The 16,513-nt window shown below is 30.9% G+C and carries 15 protein-coding genes; 3 read left to right on the top strand and 12 right to left on the bottom strand.

Annotated features, from left to right (window positions below; genetic code table 11):
- Positions 1 to 293: 293 nt before the first annotated feature.
- The 4 genes from DNC80_RS14895 to DNC80_RS14880 form a co-directional block, all read right to left on the bottom strand.
- Entirely contained in the window at positions 294 to 1,436 is a 1,143-nt protein-coding gene (locus DNC80_RS14895) for a site-specific integrase (RefSeq protein WP_099715403.1), read from the bottom strand.
- On the bottom strand, positions 1,433 to 1,996 hold the full coding sequence (locus tag DNC80_RS14890; protein ID WP_225872934.1) for a helix-turn-helix domain-containing protein: 564 nt from the start codon (positions 1,994 to 1,996) through the stop codon (positions 1,433 to 1,435). The genes DNC80_RS14895 and DNC80_RS14890 overlap by 4 nt, the downstream gene beginning before the upstream one ends.
- 355 nt (positions 1,997 to 2,351) lie before the next feature.
- The gene (locus tag DNC80_RS14885) at positions 2,352 to 2,993 is read right to left on the bottom strand and encodes a nucleotidyl transferase AbiEii/AbiGii toxin family protein (protein ID WP_182651888.1); all 642 of its coding nucleotides are present in this window, start codon (positions 2,991 to 2,993) and stop codon (positions 2,352 to 2,354) included.
- Positions 2,993 to 3,490, bottom strand: coding sequence for a helix-turn-helix domain-containing protein (locus tag DNC80_RS14880; RefSeq protein WP_182651887.1), 498 nt, complete (start codon positions 3,488 to 3,490; stop codon positions 2,993 to 2,995). Before DNC80_RS14880 ends, DNC80_RS14885 begins: the two co-directional genes overlap by 1 nt.
- A 245-nt stretch (positions 3,491 to 3,735) precedes the next feature.
- Here DNC80_RS14880 and DNC80_RS14875 point away from each other — a divergent pair, with 245 nt between their 5' ends.
- The 3 genes from DNC80_RS14875 to DNC80_RS14865 are packed head-to-tail and all read left to right on the top strand — an operon-like array spanning position 3,736 to position 5,178.
- Positions 3,736 to 3,945, top strand: coding sequence for a helix-turn-helix transcriptional regulator (locus tag DNC80_RS14875; protein ID WP_182651886.1), 210 nt, complete (start codon positions 3,736 to 3,738; stop codon positions 3,943 to 3,945).
- Positions 3,946 to 3,947: 2 nt separating this feature from the next.
- Positions 3,948 to 4,262: a HipA N-terminal domain-containing protein gene (locus tag DNC80_RS14870; RefSeq protein WP_182651885.1), complete on the top strand. Its 315-nt coding sequence runs from the start codon at positions 3,948 to 3,950 to the stop codon at positions 4,260 to 4,262.
- On the top strand, positions 4,255 to 5,178 hold the full coding sequence (locus DNC80_RS14865; protein ID WP_182651884.1) for a HipA domain-containing protein: 924 nt from the start codon (positions 4,255 to 4,257) through the stop codon (positions 5,176 to 5,178). The genes DNC80_RS14870 and DNC80_RS14865 overlap by 8 nt, the downstream gene beginning before the upstream one ends.
- A 174-nt stretch (positions 5,179 to 5,352) precedes the next feature.
- Here the strand turns inward: DNC80_RS14865 and DNC80_RS14860 are convergent, their stop codons facing one another.
- The 8 genes from DNC80_RS14860 to DNC80_RS14825 form a co-directional block, all read right to left on the bottom strand.
- Positions 5,353 to 6,300 (bottom strand): phospholipase D family protein, encoded by a 948-nt coding sequence (locus DNC80_RS14860; protein WP_182651883.1) that lies wholly within the window; start codon positions 6,298 to 6,300, stop codon positions 5,353 to 5,355.
- Positions 6,301 to 6,354: 54 nt separating this feature from the next.
- The gene (locus DNC80_RS14855; RefSeq protein WP_182651882.1) at positions 6,355 to 8,049 is read right to left on the bottom strand and encodes a DUF262 domain-containing protein; all 1,695 of its coding nucleotides are present in this window, start codon (positions 8,047 to 8,049) and stop codon (positions 6,355 to 6,357) included.
- Positions 8,050 to 8,074: 25 nt separating this feature from the next.
- Positions 8,075 to 8,533, bottom strand: a complete 459-nt coding sequence (locus DNC80_RS14850; RefSeq protein ID WP_182651881.1) for a hypothetical protein — start codon at positions 8,531 to 8,533, stop codon at positions 8,075 to 8,077.
- Positions 8,521 to 10,944, bottom strand: a complete 2,424-nt coding sequence (locus tag DNC80_RS14845; RefSeq protein ID WP_182651880.1) for a hypothetical protein — start codon at positions 10,942 to 10,944, stop codon at positions 8,521 to 8,523. The genes DNC80_RS14850 and DNC80_RS14845 overlap by 13 nt, the downstream gene beginning before the upstream one ends.
- Positions 10,934 to 11,122, bottom strand: a complete 189-nt coding sequence (locus DNC80_RS14840; RefSeq protein ID WP_182651879.1) for a hypothetical protein — start codon at positions 11,120 to 11,122, stop codon at positions 10,934 to 10,936. The genes DNC80_RS14845 and DNC80_RS14840 overlap by 11 nt, the downstream gene beginning before the upstream one ends.
- Positions 11,123 to 11,134: 12 nt before the next feature.
- On the bottom strand, positions 11,135 to 11,590 hold the full coding sequence (locus tag DNC80_RS14835; protein WP_182651878.1) for a hypothetical protein: 456 nt from the start codon (positions 11,588 to 11,590) through the stop codon (positions 11,135 to 11,137).
- Between the two features lie 2 nt (positions 11,591 to 11,592).
- Positions 11,593 to 13,569 (bottom strand): site-specific DNA-methyltransferase, encoded by a 1,977-nt coding sequence (locus tag DNC80_RS14830; protein WP_182651877.1) that lies wholly within the window; start codon positions 13,567 to 13,569, stop codon positions 11,593 to 11,595.
- A 146-nt stretch (positions 13,570 to 13,715) separates the two neighbouring features.
- Positions 13,716 to 16,418, bottom strand: coding sequence for a DEAD/DEAH box helicase family protein (locus DNC80_RS14825; RefSeq protein ID WP_182651876.1), 2,703 nt, complete (start codon positions 16,416 to 16,418; stop codon positions 13,716 to 13,718).
- Positions 16,419 to 16,513: the final 95 nt, after the last annotated feature.

The following is a 16,513-nucleotide window of genomic DNA, read 5'->3' as shown; positions in this document are numbered from 1 at the left end:
TTTAATTTATTTTGTAAGAAAATTTAGATATTTTTTTGTTTAAATGGTAAAATGCTACGATACTGCCATTTAAATTTTGAGCACTTTTAAAAATTTTGATAGTTGCGGGAAAAATAAAAAAGCCTGCAAGAAAAAAAATGTAGTCTTTAAATCCTCGCTCGCAGCATTTTGTCCGTTTTTATAAAAAATCTGCAATATAAACCATTTGCCTTCGACTTTAAAGTGGCTTTCAAAGCCACTTTAAAGTAAAAGCTAAGAATTCATTTTCTTTTTTTAACCAGTTTTAAAAAAAATTATTTAAATGAAATTTTATTAGTTGTTTCTCTTTTTTTCTCATCGATGATTTTTGTATATATCTGCGTTGTCTTTATGTTTTTGTGCCCCAGCATTTTCGATACCGTAAAAATGTCGGTACCTGCTGCCATCTGCAATGTTGCATACGTATGACGAAAGCAATGAAATGTAATATGTTTCTCAATTGATGCGTCGTTAACCCATATAGGCAGCAACCGGTCAACATCCCATTTTTTTAAATCATAAAAGACTCTCTTATATTGATCCACTTTTTCACCTAAAAACTCGAATGCTTCGGGGGATATAGGAAGGGTTACTGGTCGATCAGTTTTTTGCTGCTTAAATCTTATGTAATATCCTTCACTTTTACTGTATTGTACTTCTTCCCATGTAAGTTTTGATATATCGGAATAGCGCATGCCTGTGAGCAGAGAAAAAAGACTGACACGTTTTACAATTTCCTTTTTACAAGGGGTTTTAAATAGCCTTACAGCTTCTTCCATGGTTAGAAAATTCCTTTGAGACTCTTGTTCCTTTATGCTTTCAACCGCAGCATTAACATCCGTTTGAAGTAATCCTTTTTTGTAAGCTTTTCGAAGAGTAGCTTTGATCTTATTGAAATAAGTTAAAGCTGTATTCTGAGCTAAAAACTTACCCTTTTTCCTGATACATTTTGCCTTTAAGAGATACTCCCTAAAATCTTCTATAACAGTCACATCGATATCCTGTATCAGTAAATCCTCATTTTTAAGAAAATTTTCAAAGTGGATAATGGCATAAGTCCAGATATCACCGTTATTACCCGTTTTATGCTCTGCAACAAGCTTGAGATACTGCAGAAATGATTTTTCGCCAATCTCTTTAAGACGAAGTTGCTCTAACTCAAAAGGATTGTAGATCTGTGACTTATTTACTTCATTAAACCTATTTGCACAGATAATTTCAGCTTTATAGAGATTCTCAGAATTCATAGTCTTGTCAACATTATTTTTTGGTTTAGGAACGAGGTATAAACTTAAATACTCCCTACGGTAAAGTTTATGAGTCTTAGGATTGTAAACCGGAGGGAAAAAATCAAGATATAGTGTAATCTTACCACTTGGCAGCATCCTTTTTCTTAGCGTAACATTTATATTTTTCATCTTCCCGCAGCATTAAAAATTATATCAATATCCTGTTTGGATACACAGGTGAATTTTCCAACGGAATATTTTACTATACCCTGCCGTTGAATCAATAGATAGAGCGCTCCTGAAGAAATATTATACTTCTGTTGAATTTCCGTTATAGTATAGCAATTGTCAAAACCAGGAAATTGCTGTCCAGTTTTCAAGGTCACATCCTGTATAGGAATTGCAAAAAAAGCTTCAAGATCGCATCTGCGGATAACAGTTCGTTTGCCAAACTTTGCAATGTCCAGCTGTCCATTGTTAACTAACCTGTAAAGCGTACTTCTGCTGATTCCAAAAAGAAGGGTTGCCTGAGTAATTTTTAAAAACTCAAGAGGCTTTATTTTTTCCAAATCTGTGTTTAAAAGCTGAACGATCTCGTTATTGCTTTTTTCTACTTTTCCTTTGCGTACCAGTGATTTATAACCACGGCTGTTGCAAATGTGCGAACAATACCGTGTGCGCGTTGTTCTGGCTGTGAACTGTTTTTTGCAGTGCTCACAAATTCTGATAACCTCAATGTTAGAACTCATAATGTGACTAATTTTGTGTCCCATTGTGTCTATGTGTCTCTCTGTGTGTCATAATTTCGCCAAAAAAAAATCCAACAAGGAAAATTATTTTCGTGGTACAATAATGGTACAAAAAGGAACAAACTATCTGCAAATAAAGCTAAATAAACAGAAAGAAGAATCCCAGTTAAAATGCCGTTTTATGACATTTTAACTGGGATTCTTTGTTTTATTTTGTGATGTTTTGTGAAACCTATTTTCCGATGCAATATCTAATTTATCAGTATTTGTAAGGCTTTAGCAGGGTAGAGGTGTACAAAAAGAGTACTCAATATAGTAAAATACAAATTTGTAAAGGCAGTAAAAGAAATTGTAGCTATTTAAATTGGAGAATAATTTCTTCAAAATCCTCCTTTATAAACTCCCAATACTTTCCTTTAAAGCAAATTGGATTAAAATCTTCATCAGCTTGTTCAAAGGATGTAAAGTTTTTAATTATTAAATCTTTGTCATGTGAATAAGGATATCTTTGCTCGTGTAAATCTAACATTTGGCATAAATCATGAGACCGAAGTAATTCATGTAGATCCCAAAAGTCTTTTTTTCTCCCTCCTCTCTGAATAACTTCTAACTTCATGGCGATAATTTCTTCAATAGTTGCCATTCTGATACCATCAACTTCTATAGCGGGTTGGATATAATCGTCTGTGTAATACAAATCAAGTTTTACGGTATTTTCTTTATTTTCTCCAATACTATAACTTTTCCCCATTGCTGGAATAGTGTCTAAAAAATCTACATATTGAAAGTTATCTTTTAGATAAATTTCTATGGCTCTAAAATCTAGTGATCCGTAGTCAGCATCACTAAACAGATCAATATCGATAGATTCTCTATGACCCATTTGTAAACTCAATGCTGTACCGCCTACAAGTCTAAAATCATCAAAGATTTTTGATTGCATTAATTGAATCAAAATTTCTTTAAGTAGTTTATTTACAGTGAAATAGTATAACATTACGCTTGTTCTTTATTTTTATAAACAGTATAGGGTTTACGAGTATTTTGCTTAAGTGTAGACCTAATGAGTTCACTTTTATAGAAACGTTTTATTTCGTCTTTTTCAATATCATTTCCTCGTTCGAAAATTCTAAGAATTACCGCTGCACTTTGTTTCTGCCAATCAATTTTAGTGATATCTGTATCCCAAAACAACACCTTTCTTAAAAGGCTTAAGTTTGGAGTTTCTTGTTTTGTTTTACTTTTTTGTTCCTGAATATCAAAATAGGTTTGTAGTAAAGCTAGTGAGCCTTCCTCTAAACTTAGCTTTTCTTCAATTTTCAATGCCAGTGCTATATTGAGTTTCCTTCTTCCTTTTGTTATTGCGTTTATAGTTTGTGGATGCTCACCAATTGAAAGGGCAAAAGGGCGCTGTGAAATCGCTTTTTTGTTAAGTAAGCGTTCCAATACTATTCCAGGATGTATGCCTTTGTATTTTTCGATTAATGCATTCATAGTACAAATGTAAACATTTTTGTTTATATGGAGATCGATGCGGTGGTAATTGTTTTTAATCACCGCATATTTGCGGTGATTATTACCGTTATAGCAGTTTTTGTTTTCTTTTTTTTAATTTTTCAATTGTAAAATCATCTTTTATCGGTTTATTTACTGCTATAACAGTAACAAAAGATTATTTATATCAAATAAATGTTTTGTAATATCTAAATTGTTTATTTTTACCGTTGAAACAGTATAAAATGGATGATTTTTATTTAGGTGCTTTCATAAAAGACCATCGAAAAAAAGCAGGATTGACACAACTTGAACTAGCCGACTTAGCTGGAGTAGGGAAGACCACTGTTTTTGATATTGAAAAAAATAAAGAAACAGTTCGTTTGAACAATCTTTTTGCAGTACTCCGAGTGCTAAATATTAAAGTAGAATTCAAAAGTCCTTTAAATAAATAATTATGAGAAGAGCAATTGTATTTGCACACGGAAAAAGAGCTGGAATTTTAACGGAGATTGATGCTAACGACTACCATTTTGAGTATGATGAAAATTACAATGGCGAAGCGGTTTCATTGACTATGCCTACAATTCAGAAAAAATATAGTTATACATTCTTTCCACCGTTTTTTGAAGGGCTATTGCCTGAAGGTGTTATGTTAGAGGGTTTACTACGAATTGTGAAAATTGATAAGAAAGATTATTTCTCTCAACTTATTGCAACTGGAAATGATTTAGTAGGTTCAGTAACGGTTAAATTGCTGGAAGATGAATAGATGTCCTATTACATATGAATTGTGCGGTACTGCTACCTACAGTGAAAAAGGACTGCGAATGATAGCTCCTAAACTGACGTATTTAAATGATTTACCCTATACAGCTGTTGAACTTCGTCAGGAAGCCGCAAATAGAGCTAAAAAGCTATCTATTCAGGGTGTGCAACCAAAGCTTAGTGCCGCTATTTCAATAGTGGATCAAGAATTTAAAATTGTGGATCAATTTGGAACCTACATCATAAAACCACAAAATGATTTATTTCCTCAATTACCAGAAAATGAAGATGTAACTATGCGAATGGCGAAAGCGTTTGGTTTAGAAGTACCATTTCATGGGATGATTTATGGTAAAGATGGAAGTTTGTCTTATTTCATTAAACGTTTTGACCGTTACGGTAAAGGAAGAAAGTTTGCAACAGAAGATTTTGCGCAATTGACTGGGAACACAAGAGACACCAAGTATCGTTTTACGATGGAAAAATTGATTCCAGTTCTTGACGAGTACTGTTCCTTTCCTACAATTGAGAAGGCTGACTTTTTCAAAAGAATTCTTTTTTGCTATCTGACCGGAAATGAAGACATGCATTTGAAAAATTTTTCACTCATTACCAAAAATGGAAAAACAACACTAGCGCCTGTTTATGATTTTCTAAATTCTACCATAGCGATTAAAAATCCAGAAGAGGAAATAGCACTGACCTTAAAGGGAAAAAAAAGTAATTTAAAAGCAACTGATTTCATAGATTACTACGGCAAGGAAAGATTACAACTCAACGAAAAAACTATAGCAAGTATTCTAGAACAAACGAAAAAAGCAACTCCTAAATGGAAGGAGCTGCTTGAAATTTCTTTTCTTACCGATGATATGAAAGAGAAGTACTTGCAGTTGTTGGAAAGTAGGTTGGGGATGTTTTAATAATCTCAACAAAAAAATGCGGTGATTAAGTTGATCATTAACCGCATTTAATAGATGCTACTTTCTGTTTATATCTGCTATCGTTACGATTACTGGCAATTTAACTACATTACTGTTTTTTATCATATTCGATCATTTATTTAACCAATTTGACAATTATTACTAGTAGCTTTATTAAAGTACAGGATTAGACATAGAAGTTCTACCATTTGATTCTCTACCTGTTTTATGGCAATAACGTTCTTTATAATTCCAGTTTTCAAACATGGCCCATGCGCGGTAAGCTTCCAGACTATAAGGACGTTTAACGTCAAAAGGAATTTGCTGACCAGTTCTGATACAATATCCAAACTCTTGATGTTTATTACTTCTGTAATTTGAATAATTTGAAGCGTTTTTATCTGTCTCGTCAAAACTTTCTACTTGATGAAATCTGTTGTTTGATTTGACAGGTTGATGATTTGAAATGTTATTACTCTCAGGAATAAATTCTTCTCTCGTGGGTTTTACGTCTGAATCTAAAATTACATTTTCAAAGTCATTGTAATATTTTTTATTGAAAGAGCTATTTCGATATAGATTTTCTGTCACATCATATAGAATTTTTGATTCTACATACTTTTTGGTCAATCCTAGATTTGTTTTTTTAAATACTGGACGTTTTAAAAACACACATGGGTTTTCAACAATCACTCTATTAGTGTAAGCAATCGAATCAGAATATAATTTGTCTAGGCTTAATTTCGAGTTTTGAAAATAGATACCATACTCAATATTTTCAGTCATTGACTTGCCTAATAAATTTAATGAGGTTAATAAAGCCTCATTTTCATTGGCAAAGTACTTAGCATGTAAATTTTTACAATAAATAATAGCAATGTTGCTAAACTCTTTAAAGAGATCTAAATCAGCTGGAGTTAAACTGCGTTGAGTTTCTGCCTCATTTTTACCAAAAACAAGAATGATCTCGAGTTCAGGATTATTTTTCAGTTTTTTAAATATACTTTTACAATAATCATCAAGCCTAATAAAAGGGGAGAGGATGATAAGCTCTTTTTTTGCATTCCAGATGATGTCAGTTAGCTTGTCATCTAGTTGTTGTTCGGTAATGAATTCGGACATTTTAGTAATAGTTTATTATTTTAATTTCGGTGAAACTGTATTTTAATCCTACTCTTAAGATTCGAGGATTGATTCTTCCAAGTCTTCATATATTTCAAGTTCTACATTTGATGTGTCTTGAGGAATAATGAATGTATTTAATGCAGCTGTAATTCTTTCTAATCTATTTTCATAAAAAGTATGGTAATCGTTATCCCAAATACCATCATTATTTATATCTATAAAATGCGTTTTCATAGTCTCTTCTAATTCTTCATTTTTTGAATCAAATGATTTCATGTATATCGCAGGACTCTTAGCTTTTATTACATTTTTATTTAAATATCCATCTACAATTGTAATGTTGACAATATGATTTACATTAAAATATTCAACATCTGGTTTATTTTTTGCTAACCATGACTTTGGGAAAAAATGATGGTAATTTTTACTTGTAGCAATTTTTAGCCAACTATTATCAATTATCACATCTAGGTTATTATCAAATGATTTTGGTTTTTGTTTCGCATATAAACACAGGATTGCTTTATTGAACGATTTGCCAGTACTAAACCATCCATTTGCCCGAACAAAATCCTTGTTTACGGCAACTGCCCACTCGTATTTTGGTAATTCGTCTGCAATTATTTTATCAATTTTTGCAATATCCTGAACTAATTTACCTTCAACTCCGGATGAATATCTAAAACCTAATGAGGTTCTCCAAAAGAAATCCTCTAATCTCTTTTTCATAATACCACTAGGATTATTTTTGTGTTTGTAGTAAAAATAGCTAAACGGTACTAAAAGTGCATTATAGGGCAATATTCTACCAACAACAATTCCGTAACTTCTAAAGAAATCAATGCTACTTTTTATACAATTCACGGCTTCATCCCAAATATTGATAAAAGCCATCTTTTCTAATTTTAGGATGGTCTTTCTAGTACAGTCTTTTTCTAACAATATGGATATAACTTGAAGGATTGTAGCTGATGGGATTGTATCATAGTGGCTTGCACTCAGTTCTGCAGAAAGTTCTTCGTACTTAACTGATAAATCAAATATTTCTTCCTTATTTTCAAGATCGTTCTTCTTTTCAAAAATATGATAGGTTTTAGCAACCATAATTTCAAAAAGTGATAATGATTTACCACCTACATTTAACCTTGTAAAAACCTCGGTAGCAACATCTATTTGGGCATTTTTGAGATTGATAACTGAAAAAGTATAACCAGAAAGTACATTTTTATAATGGTCTAATTTTTCATGAAGTTCTTCGGGATAATTTTTAAAAATTGCGTAACCACCTTTCATTAAGTCGGTGAGCTTGATTATTTTTTCGGTACCACATTTCTCTATTTCAGTGGTTACAATATCTTCTTCTTCATCAGCCCATAAATTGATATAGATTTCTGAATAATCGGATGTTTTGCCACCTTCCTCTCCAATTTGTACTCCTTTTAAAGCAGCATACAATGAAGTTAAACGTTGTTGACCATCTAGCACATAATTTACAAATTCGCCATGCTTAGGCTCTGGTAAAACTATGTTACCAAGATTACGAACGGACCTTAATCGTTCGTTTGTTCTCCAATATATAAACGTTCCAATAGGATAACCTTTAATAATACTATCTAATAATTTTGCTGAATCTTTTATGCTCCAAACAAACTTCCTTTGAAATTGCGGTATTTTAACCTGACCTGTTTCTATTTCACTAAGAAGGTCGGTGTATTTAACTGATATATTTTGTAATGATGTACTCATAAAAGTATTTGATATAAAACATTTATTAATTATTTTGAAGATATTTTTCCCAAGTCACTAAAGGTAAGTCATCTAATAATTCCTCCATAAAGGCAATGCCTTCAGGTGTAAGCAGACCAACATAAATAAATTCACCCATTAAATGAAATTTATGAAGTTTTGCTTTGACTAAATGGGAATTATTAAAAACAGTTGAAAATGGATCTCCATTATCATTTTTTTGAAAAAAATGCTCTTTTTTCATAACAACATTTGAGCCGTTATAATCTGTTGAAGTTATCATAGCTCCTTGGAAATCATAGACGTCAAGATCGTTATAAAAAATCATATAATGCCCTTTTACAGGTTTTTCATTTTTATATTTAACTTCATGGTTTGCAACTCCTTTTAAAATATAACCTCTTTTGCAGTCTTTAATATCAATCACTTTACCTATATCCATATTAATTTTATTAATTTGAAAAATATTATTTATCGCTTCCAATCATATTTTGTTTTATCACAACCACATCTGATTTTTTGAGCGACAGTATCATAGTTATTTAAACTAACTTTAGGCTTTTTGCAATCTTGTTCAGGACAATAAAATATATTTTCCATTTCTTTTATATCAGCCCAGAAAGCTCTTAAGTCTCCAATTTTTGGGTTAAAAGGATTGTCATGGGATAGTAGATTTCCTAAAACTGAAGAGCTTGCAACCCTTTCTAGTGTTGGGTAGTGGGCTAGTAAGTCCTTGCTTTTTGTTTTTATTCTAGATTTTAGTTCATTAATCAATTCATCAGGCATCCTCTTTTCATTTACTTCATTAGGTCTAAAGCTTACTTTAACATCAAGATTGATACATATGTCTTTCAAAGTATGCTCTAAATATTGTCGTAGAGGATTTCCTAAACCATCTATTTCTGAATTAGAAATTTTATTTTCAATTTTAGCTTTGATATCGCCTTGAGATTCTTCAAAATGCGTTCCTTTTGAATCAGTCCATTTTATTTCATTAACAAGCCAACCATTTTTCCTTGCTAATGGTTTGACAAAACTTCTAAACCATTCCTCTTCGTGAGTTAATAGAATTATCTGATATTTTGAGAATCTTTCAAAAAGCAAATCTGCAAATCTCTTTCGATGATTTGAATCGAAACTTGAAATTACATCATCTAATATTATAAATTCATTTAGATTATTAAAAGCGTCTACTGATGCTAAGAAAAAAGAAATGCCAAAACAATTAAGATGTGATTCGCTAAAGTACTTCTGAGGAGGAGAAACCCAATCTCCATTATATTTGTATTCTATTGTAATACCATTAAGTTCATCTTCTTCTCCCATAGTTACAATCTTTATTTCCTGAAATGGTTCATCAGGATTCATATATTGATAGTACTCGTTTATTTTTATTGAAAAAGAATTTATGAAGTTTTCAAGTCCTTCTTTTTGAACTTTTACAAATTCATTATAAATAATTGAAAGTGAATCACTTTGTTTTTTTAGTTTTGTACGTTCTTTTTCAAGGGTTTTAATTTTTAAAAAAGCATCTTTTGATGCAGATATGTTTGCGTAAATCTCAGTAATATTATCCTTTTTAATTGCTTCTTTAACGTCTTTTATTCTAATATTAAGCTTTTCTAAAAACGAAAAATCAGAAATATTAAAAGCAATTCCTTCAGCATCATGAATTTTATTTCCAGAGGTTACTTTGACCAAACTATCAGTTTCCATTAATTTTATTTTGTCCTTGATACAGATCAAGTCTTTTTTTAGTTGATCATTTTCTGGCAATATAAATGAAGCATCTAATAACAGAAAATCAATTCTTTTAATTCTTTCAATACTGATGTTTTTAACTAACTCTTGGGCTTTTTGAAATGAAGCTAACTTCTGCGATGCTTCTTCTATTTCTTTGAGTCTTATTGCAATTTCATCACGTAAATCATCTATTTTTTTAGGCTGTAGACAAAGTGGACAGCTTTCTTTTTTATGGTACTTTTGAACTACAGTATCTCCTAATTTTAAAAGTTCTCCAATGTAAATTTTCATTATACCCTCTACATCTTCTGCTATTTTTTGAAATTCGTTAAAATAGATTTGATAATTAGAATTAATAATTTCAATTTCGGACTGAAGTCCAAAAATGGCTGTTAGATTTTTTTCAAGAAATGCGTTTTCTTTTACAAGCTTTTCATTAGTAGCAGATTTGAGATGTTTTAAAAGAGCATCTACATCTTGTATGGTTTCAACTTTAATATTTATTTTTAAAGGTGCAATTTTGGTGTTGATAATTGTGAAAAGTTCCTTTTCTTGACTTATACTTGCTTCAATCTTGTCGATTAGAATAGCTTTTTGACTTGTTATTTGACCTTCAAAATTTTGATTTTTTATTTCTGAATTAATAGAAGTGTATGCTTTTCTTAAAACTTCTTTTTTCTTAGTAACCTCAGAAAATCCAATAATATCAGATAAATATTTTAATTTATCACCCTTAGTATTGTCAACAAAATCGTTTAGGCTTTTATATCTAAGAAGTAAATTCTCCTCTTTGGAATTAATAATATATTGTTTAATCAGATCGGTCTTGACAGTAAAATCCTGTTCTAATTTTTCTTTTTTATAAAAAAGCGTTTTGGAAGTGTCAAAATCACTTTTTTTATGAAATTTCATTCCAATTTCTGAAATTACATCTTCAGTTAAAGAAGCATTTCGAAGTGCATCTTTTAATTCAATTTCTAAACCTGCTAAATGAGCTACTTTATTTGTGTAAAACCATTCAATTGAATCTGAAATACTACTTTTACCCATGCCATTATCACCATAAAGTACAATAGACTTGCTGTTTAGCTCTATTGACAGAGTTTCTTTGACACCACGTAATCCTTTTATGTCGATTTGTTTAAGCTTCATCTTGATCCTTCTCTTGAATTCGTAATTGTTCTAGTCCATTTTTGATAGCCTTATCAGTTAAAGAGTCATCTTTATAAAGTTGAGCAATTAATTGAGAAATTTTAGGATCAACATTTTTCATTGCTTCTATTGTTTCAAAAAAGTCGTTTAGAATTTCTTGACCTGATTTTACTTTCATGCTCATTTTTTTTTAATTAAAGTATTCCCAATCAATTTTAAAACTTGTTGATAATGTGTTTTTTAAAATTTCAAATCCAGTTTTGTTATTACATATTGGATAAACACCATACTTATCTACAAAATCTAGTAAAAAATAACTTTCTAAATCTTCTATTCTAAACTCCCAAATACTACGCAGCATTTCAAAGTTGATATAAGTGAATAGAAGTGGTTCTATTTTTCTATAATTAGTTAATCCAATATTTTTTGATTTTCCATCAAAATGACCAGATAATCTACTTGCAATACTATTCGTTTTTCTTTCACTCATTCCAATATACAGCAACTTTGATTTATCAAAAGGATATTGAATATCAATCGACTGACTAAAGATGAAGTATAAACCTGCAACTCCATTTAATGGTTTTATATTACTTAATTCAAATATTTTTGGACTATCAAAATATATTGTAATTTCATTACTCATCCTTAAAACGCATTAAATTTATCCCCTAAATAATGCTTCAAATTATATTTTTTAGTAGTATCCAAAGCTCTTTCTAAACAAATGAATTTTTGCTCCGTATTGGTTTTAAAATAATCTACCGTATCTAAATCAATGCTAACATCTAAACAAATTAGAGTTTCTTTTTCATCATCAAAAGCTAAGATAATCTCGTTCTTTTTGAATTGTGGTTGTACTTCCGTCTTGTAATTTAATGAGAAGTTATTTTTGAGTAATATCTCGGTCATAAGTTCTTCCTTATTGAAGGCATTGACTAACTGGCTTTCTTTATCGGCAATGTATTTTTTTAGTTGTGCCAAATTTTCAGCATCTGATAGTTCTGGATTAGGAGCAAAATCCACTCTTGGAAAATTGGATTTCTGCAGCTTGAATACTTTGAATCCAAGCCCTTTTAATGGATTTTCTTCTACATTATTCCGGTCAAATAAATCTGGTTTACTTCTTTCTTTTTCTTGCACTATTTTTTCGACTACTCTTTCATTTCTTTTAATGGTTATATCAATTACTTTTTTATATCCTGCTTTGAATGCTTCGCTTTTTTCTTCAGTAAGTTCAGGAATTTGAACCAAAATAAACTTTCTTTTATCTTTATTATTATGATTTAATTCTAAAATAGAATGAGCAGTCGTTCCGCTACCTCCAAAAAAGTCAAGTATAATATCTTCATTATTAGTACACATTGATATAATATTTTTAATCATTTCAATAGGTTTCGGATTTTCAAAAACTAATGTATTAAAATTAGATTTAATCCATCTAGTATCTATAGAGTTATCGTAATACCAAAAATTATCAGGAACTGAAACATCTTCACCATCAATATAATCTTTAACACCTGGTGGAGTATTTTCGTCACCATACCATATCATATTTATATCTTGAAGCCTTTTCAATTCATTCAATGATTTACCCCATCCTCTATCTGGTATAATACATTCTAAATTATTATGTGGATTTATTATTGTGTAATCTTTTGCTCCACCTTCTCTTGACAAATCGGCATCCTTAAAGACACCTTTATCATCTACCTTATTCCATCTACTTAAGTGAGCATATTTTGGGCGTCTGTACATTTCCTTTATTTCTGCATCAATCTCATCCAGAGAATATCCCTTTTTCTTTAGTTTATTGAATAAGTTAGAAATTTCTTTAACTCCTTTTTTATTAATTCTCCACTCAGTATCTTTTAATAAATCTTTATTTTTAGCGTAACAATAAAAATATTCAGTTGATACACTTACTAACTTTGCCTGATTTTTAGTAGAATTATTTTTATGAATATATTGTGCAACAAAATTGTTTTCCCCAAAAACTTCATCGCACAATTTGCGTAAATGATGTGCTTCATTATCATCAATAGAAATAAATATCACACCATCTTCACGCAATAATTGTCTTGCAATAAGCAATCGACTATACATCATGTTTAACCAATTAGAATGGTATCGCCCATCTGTTTCGGTATTGGTATCAATTTTTACTCCATTTTCCAAAACTGCAGCATCTTCCCAATACCCTTTTTTGTCTTGGGTGAAATTGTCGTTATACACGAAATCTTTTCCTGTATTATAGGGCGGGTCTATATAGATACATTTTATTTTTTCACGATAACTACCACTTAATAATTTTAATACTTCGAGGTTTTCGCCTTCAATTATAAGGTTTTCGCTCTCGTTTGGATTTACACTTCTAGCTTCATCATAAACTAATGTAGCATTGCTTGGTGTAAAAGCATTGCGTTTAGCTTGGCTTTTGCCAAACCAACGAAATTCGTAACGTTCGGTTTCGTTAACCGTGTCAGGATTAACTACTTTTTTTACTTCATCAATATTGAGATTTCCTTCACTGGTAAACCAATCAGGAAATTGTTGTTTTAATACTTGTAAACGCTCTTTGTTCCAGTCGTTGCTTAATGGCATATAATCGTTAATGGATTCCATATAAATTTTTAGGCTTTTTTGATATTTATTTCTAAACCCGTTGCTATAATCAGGTTTAAAATCTCTGTTTATAAAACCATCTTCCCAACGCTGGGAACTTGGTTCTCTGTTTATCACTTTCCTGACATCAGGAAGGTGATAATTAATTACATCTTTGCATTTATAATTTTATCTGCTTCGGTTTTAAAATAAGAGAACTCTTTTACAGGAGCTTTGTATTGGACTTCTAATCCTAATTTTTGAAAATGTTTCATAGCACAACGTATTTTGTAAATTTCACTTTCTTTAAGTGCTTTTTTATCATGAATATCGTTTGTTCCCTTGGTTTCAATCACAAAATAGAATTCACTTTCGCTTCCTGTTTTTAGACTTTTTCGCTTCATCACTAATCCAAAATCTGGCTCATAATTACCTATAGGTGTTTTTATTTTGTACCAGCTCGGTAATTTTAAAAAACAAACTACCTCTGCATCTTTATCAGCATCTAATGAAAAATCTCTTTCTACATCACTATCCACAAGCATTTTATCAAATACTCCTTTGTATGGTGTTTCAACATATCCATCTTTAGAAATATTCTTTACAAAATCATTAAAATCAAAAGGATAACTTTCGCCCGTAATTTGGTAATCTAAACCTCTAATCATTTCATTTAGTTCCACATCACGAATAACAACTGATGTTTCATGAATAAATCGAGGTGGGTTTTTTATCATTTGATCTAAATTATTTAAACGGCTAATAATCTTAAATAAAGTATTATAGCTTACTCCTGTGTTCTCACTTATTTCCTCAATTAGATCTAATGGCGTAAACGTTAATTTTTGAATTACCTTTTCGGAACCCTGAAAAGTATCTTTCTGACCTTCTTCTGTAATAGCATTGATTAAAAAACTAGATGCTTCAATAACGAAATCAGGTATTTCAATTTTATTAATTCTCTCCGCAGATTCCGCAATCATACTATCTTCATCAAAAGACATGGTGTATTCCGTTTTTCGAGCTAAAGCAGTCCAATATTTTCTAAAAGCTTGGTCGATTTCACTTGAAGTATTGCGCTTGAAACTTACTTTATCTGTTGGAATCCCTTTATGAGCGTGTGACAGTCCTGCGCCAGCGTTGGTAGAACCATAAACCGATTTTATTTCTTCTTGATACTGCGTAACAAATGTTTCGTAGGTTTCATTTGGGATTACAGTTAATTGGTTGATTCTATCGCTTTCTGCTACATTTAAAGCATCGTAAACTCTTTGCCCGTCTTGGTTTACACAAATACGCAAACCGCGCCCAATCTCTTGACGTTTTTTAATTTCGGAATAGGAGTTATTTAAAGTCGCAATATTAAAGACATTTGGATTATCCCAACCCACACCTAAAGCAGAATGTGAAAAAACAAATTGTACTGGATTTGAAATGGTTAAAAGTTCTTCTTTTCCTTTTAATATTAAATCGTAAATTTTACTTTGTTCTTTTACACCGCCTTCATTATCGGCATATTCTCCAGATGCTTTTTGAGCAAAATAATACCCTTGAACTGCCTGAATTTCTTCACTAGAAGGAGTTTTTCCTCCATAATATTCAGGATATATTTCTTTATATTTTTGAACGAATAAGTTTTTAATAATAGGTGTTTCGCCTACATAATTAGAGACTCTGTCAATAAAAATCAATGACAAACATTTTATGTTTTTCTCTAAAAGCTTTTGTGTTTTAGCAAAATGTCGGTGAAGTAACCATTCTATTTGCAGTGCCCAAATATTTTCTAAGCTACCAGCTATTTGTTTTTCTAAAATTTCAGCTCCATTAGTAAAAACCACTGTCCACTTTTGTGTTTTTAAGCTTTTATTAATTCGAGAAATTTTATAATTCAAATAACTTGGATTGTTTGTTTTGTCTCCTAAATTATCTCCTTCTTTTAACCAAGCCGTATTTTTAAAATCAATCTTCCCGTTGGAATTGTTAAGATGCCAAGCTTTTAGTTTGACTTTTGGGTCTCCTTTACCAATTTGAATGTCGGTCAATTCTATTTTAAGTGAAGCCTCGTCATTCTTTTCAGTAACTGTAAGCACTTCAATTTTCTTTACCAATCCCTCTTTATAACTATCAAATGGAGTTAATCTAAACAAGAGGTTTTTAAACACTTTATGCGTTGCAGAATAACGCAGTTTGATTAAAGGATTAAGTTTTGCAATTTGTTTTATGGAATTATCAGTATCCATTCCTTCTTGCGGTTCATCCATGATGATGATTGGATTTGTTTTACCAATTGCCTCAATGAACGGGATATTATTGAACAAGTCTTCGCGTTGTGCCTGATTTAAAATTTTGTCTTCTGAATTAAAAGAAGCCAAAGTCATTATCATAACCTGTGGATGCTGGTCTTCAATAAACTGAGTTACTTTGGGAAGTTTTTTACTGTCGTATTCAAATGAATTTGGAGTAAAACCATAAAGTTCAGAAAGTTGTTTATCAAATGATTTGAAAGTCCCGATTATGTTTTGTCGTATAGCTACTGACGGGACAAGAATTATAAACTTTGTAAATCCATAATGTTTAAAAAGTTCATAGATGGTTTTGATATAAACTAGTGTTTTTCCTGTTCCGGTTTCCATCTCAACACAAATATCATTTTCAGCGGAAATGTTTGCCACGTCTTGATTTATTCCATTTTCTAGGCAAATATTTTTAATATTCTCCTGAACTTCCTCTTTAGATAATCGAGAAACATTGGAACGAATACCTTCAAAACAAGAACTATCAAATGTGTTTTTTTCTGTTCCTTCAAAAACTTTTATTATTGATTGAACAGCTATGTCTTGATATTTAAGGTTTTCTAGTTTTAGTTTCATTTTTTTTTGCAATCTTTTACAAGCAATCTAGTTTTTATTGAATTAAATTTTTTTCAAATTTTTCTAATTTACTGCAATTTAAGTGGGTTCAGAAA

This window comes from Flavobacterium sp. SOK18b, from assembly GCF_014156605.1.
Taxonomy (GTDB): domain Bacteria; phylum Bacteroidota; class Bacteroidia; order Flavobacteriales; family Flavobacteriaceae; genus Flavobacterium; species Flavobacterium tiangeerense.
The sequence above is the reverse complement of the archived record's forward strand: the minus strand, read 5'-3'. Positions and strand labels throughout refer to the sequence as shown.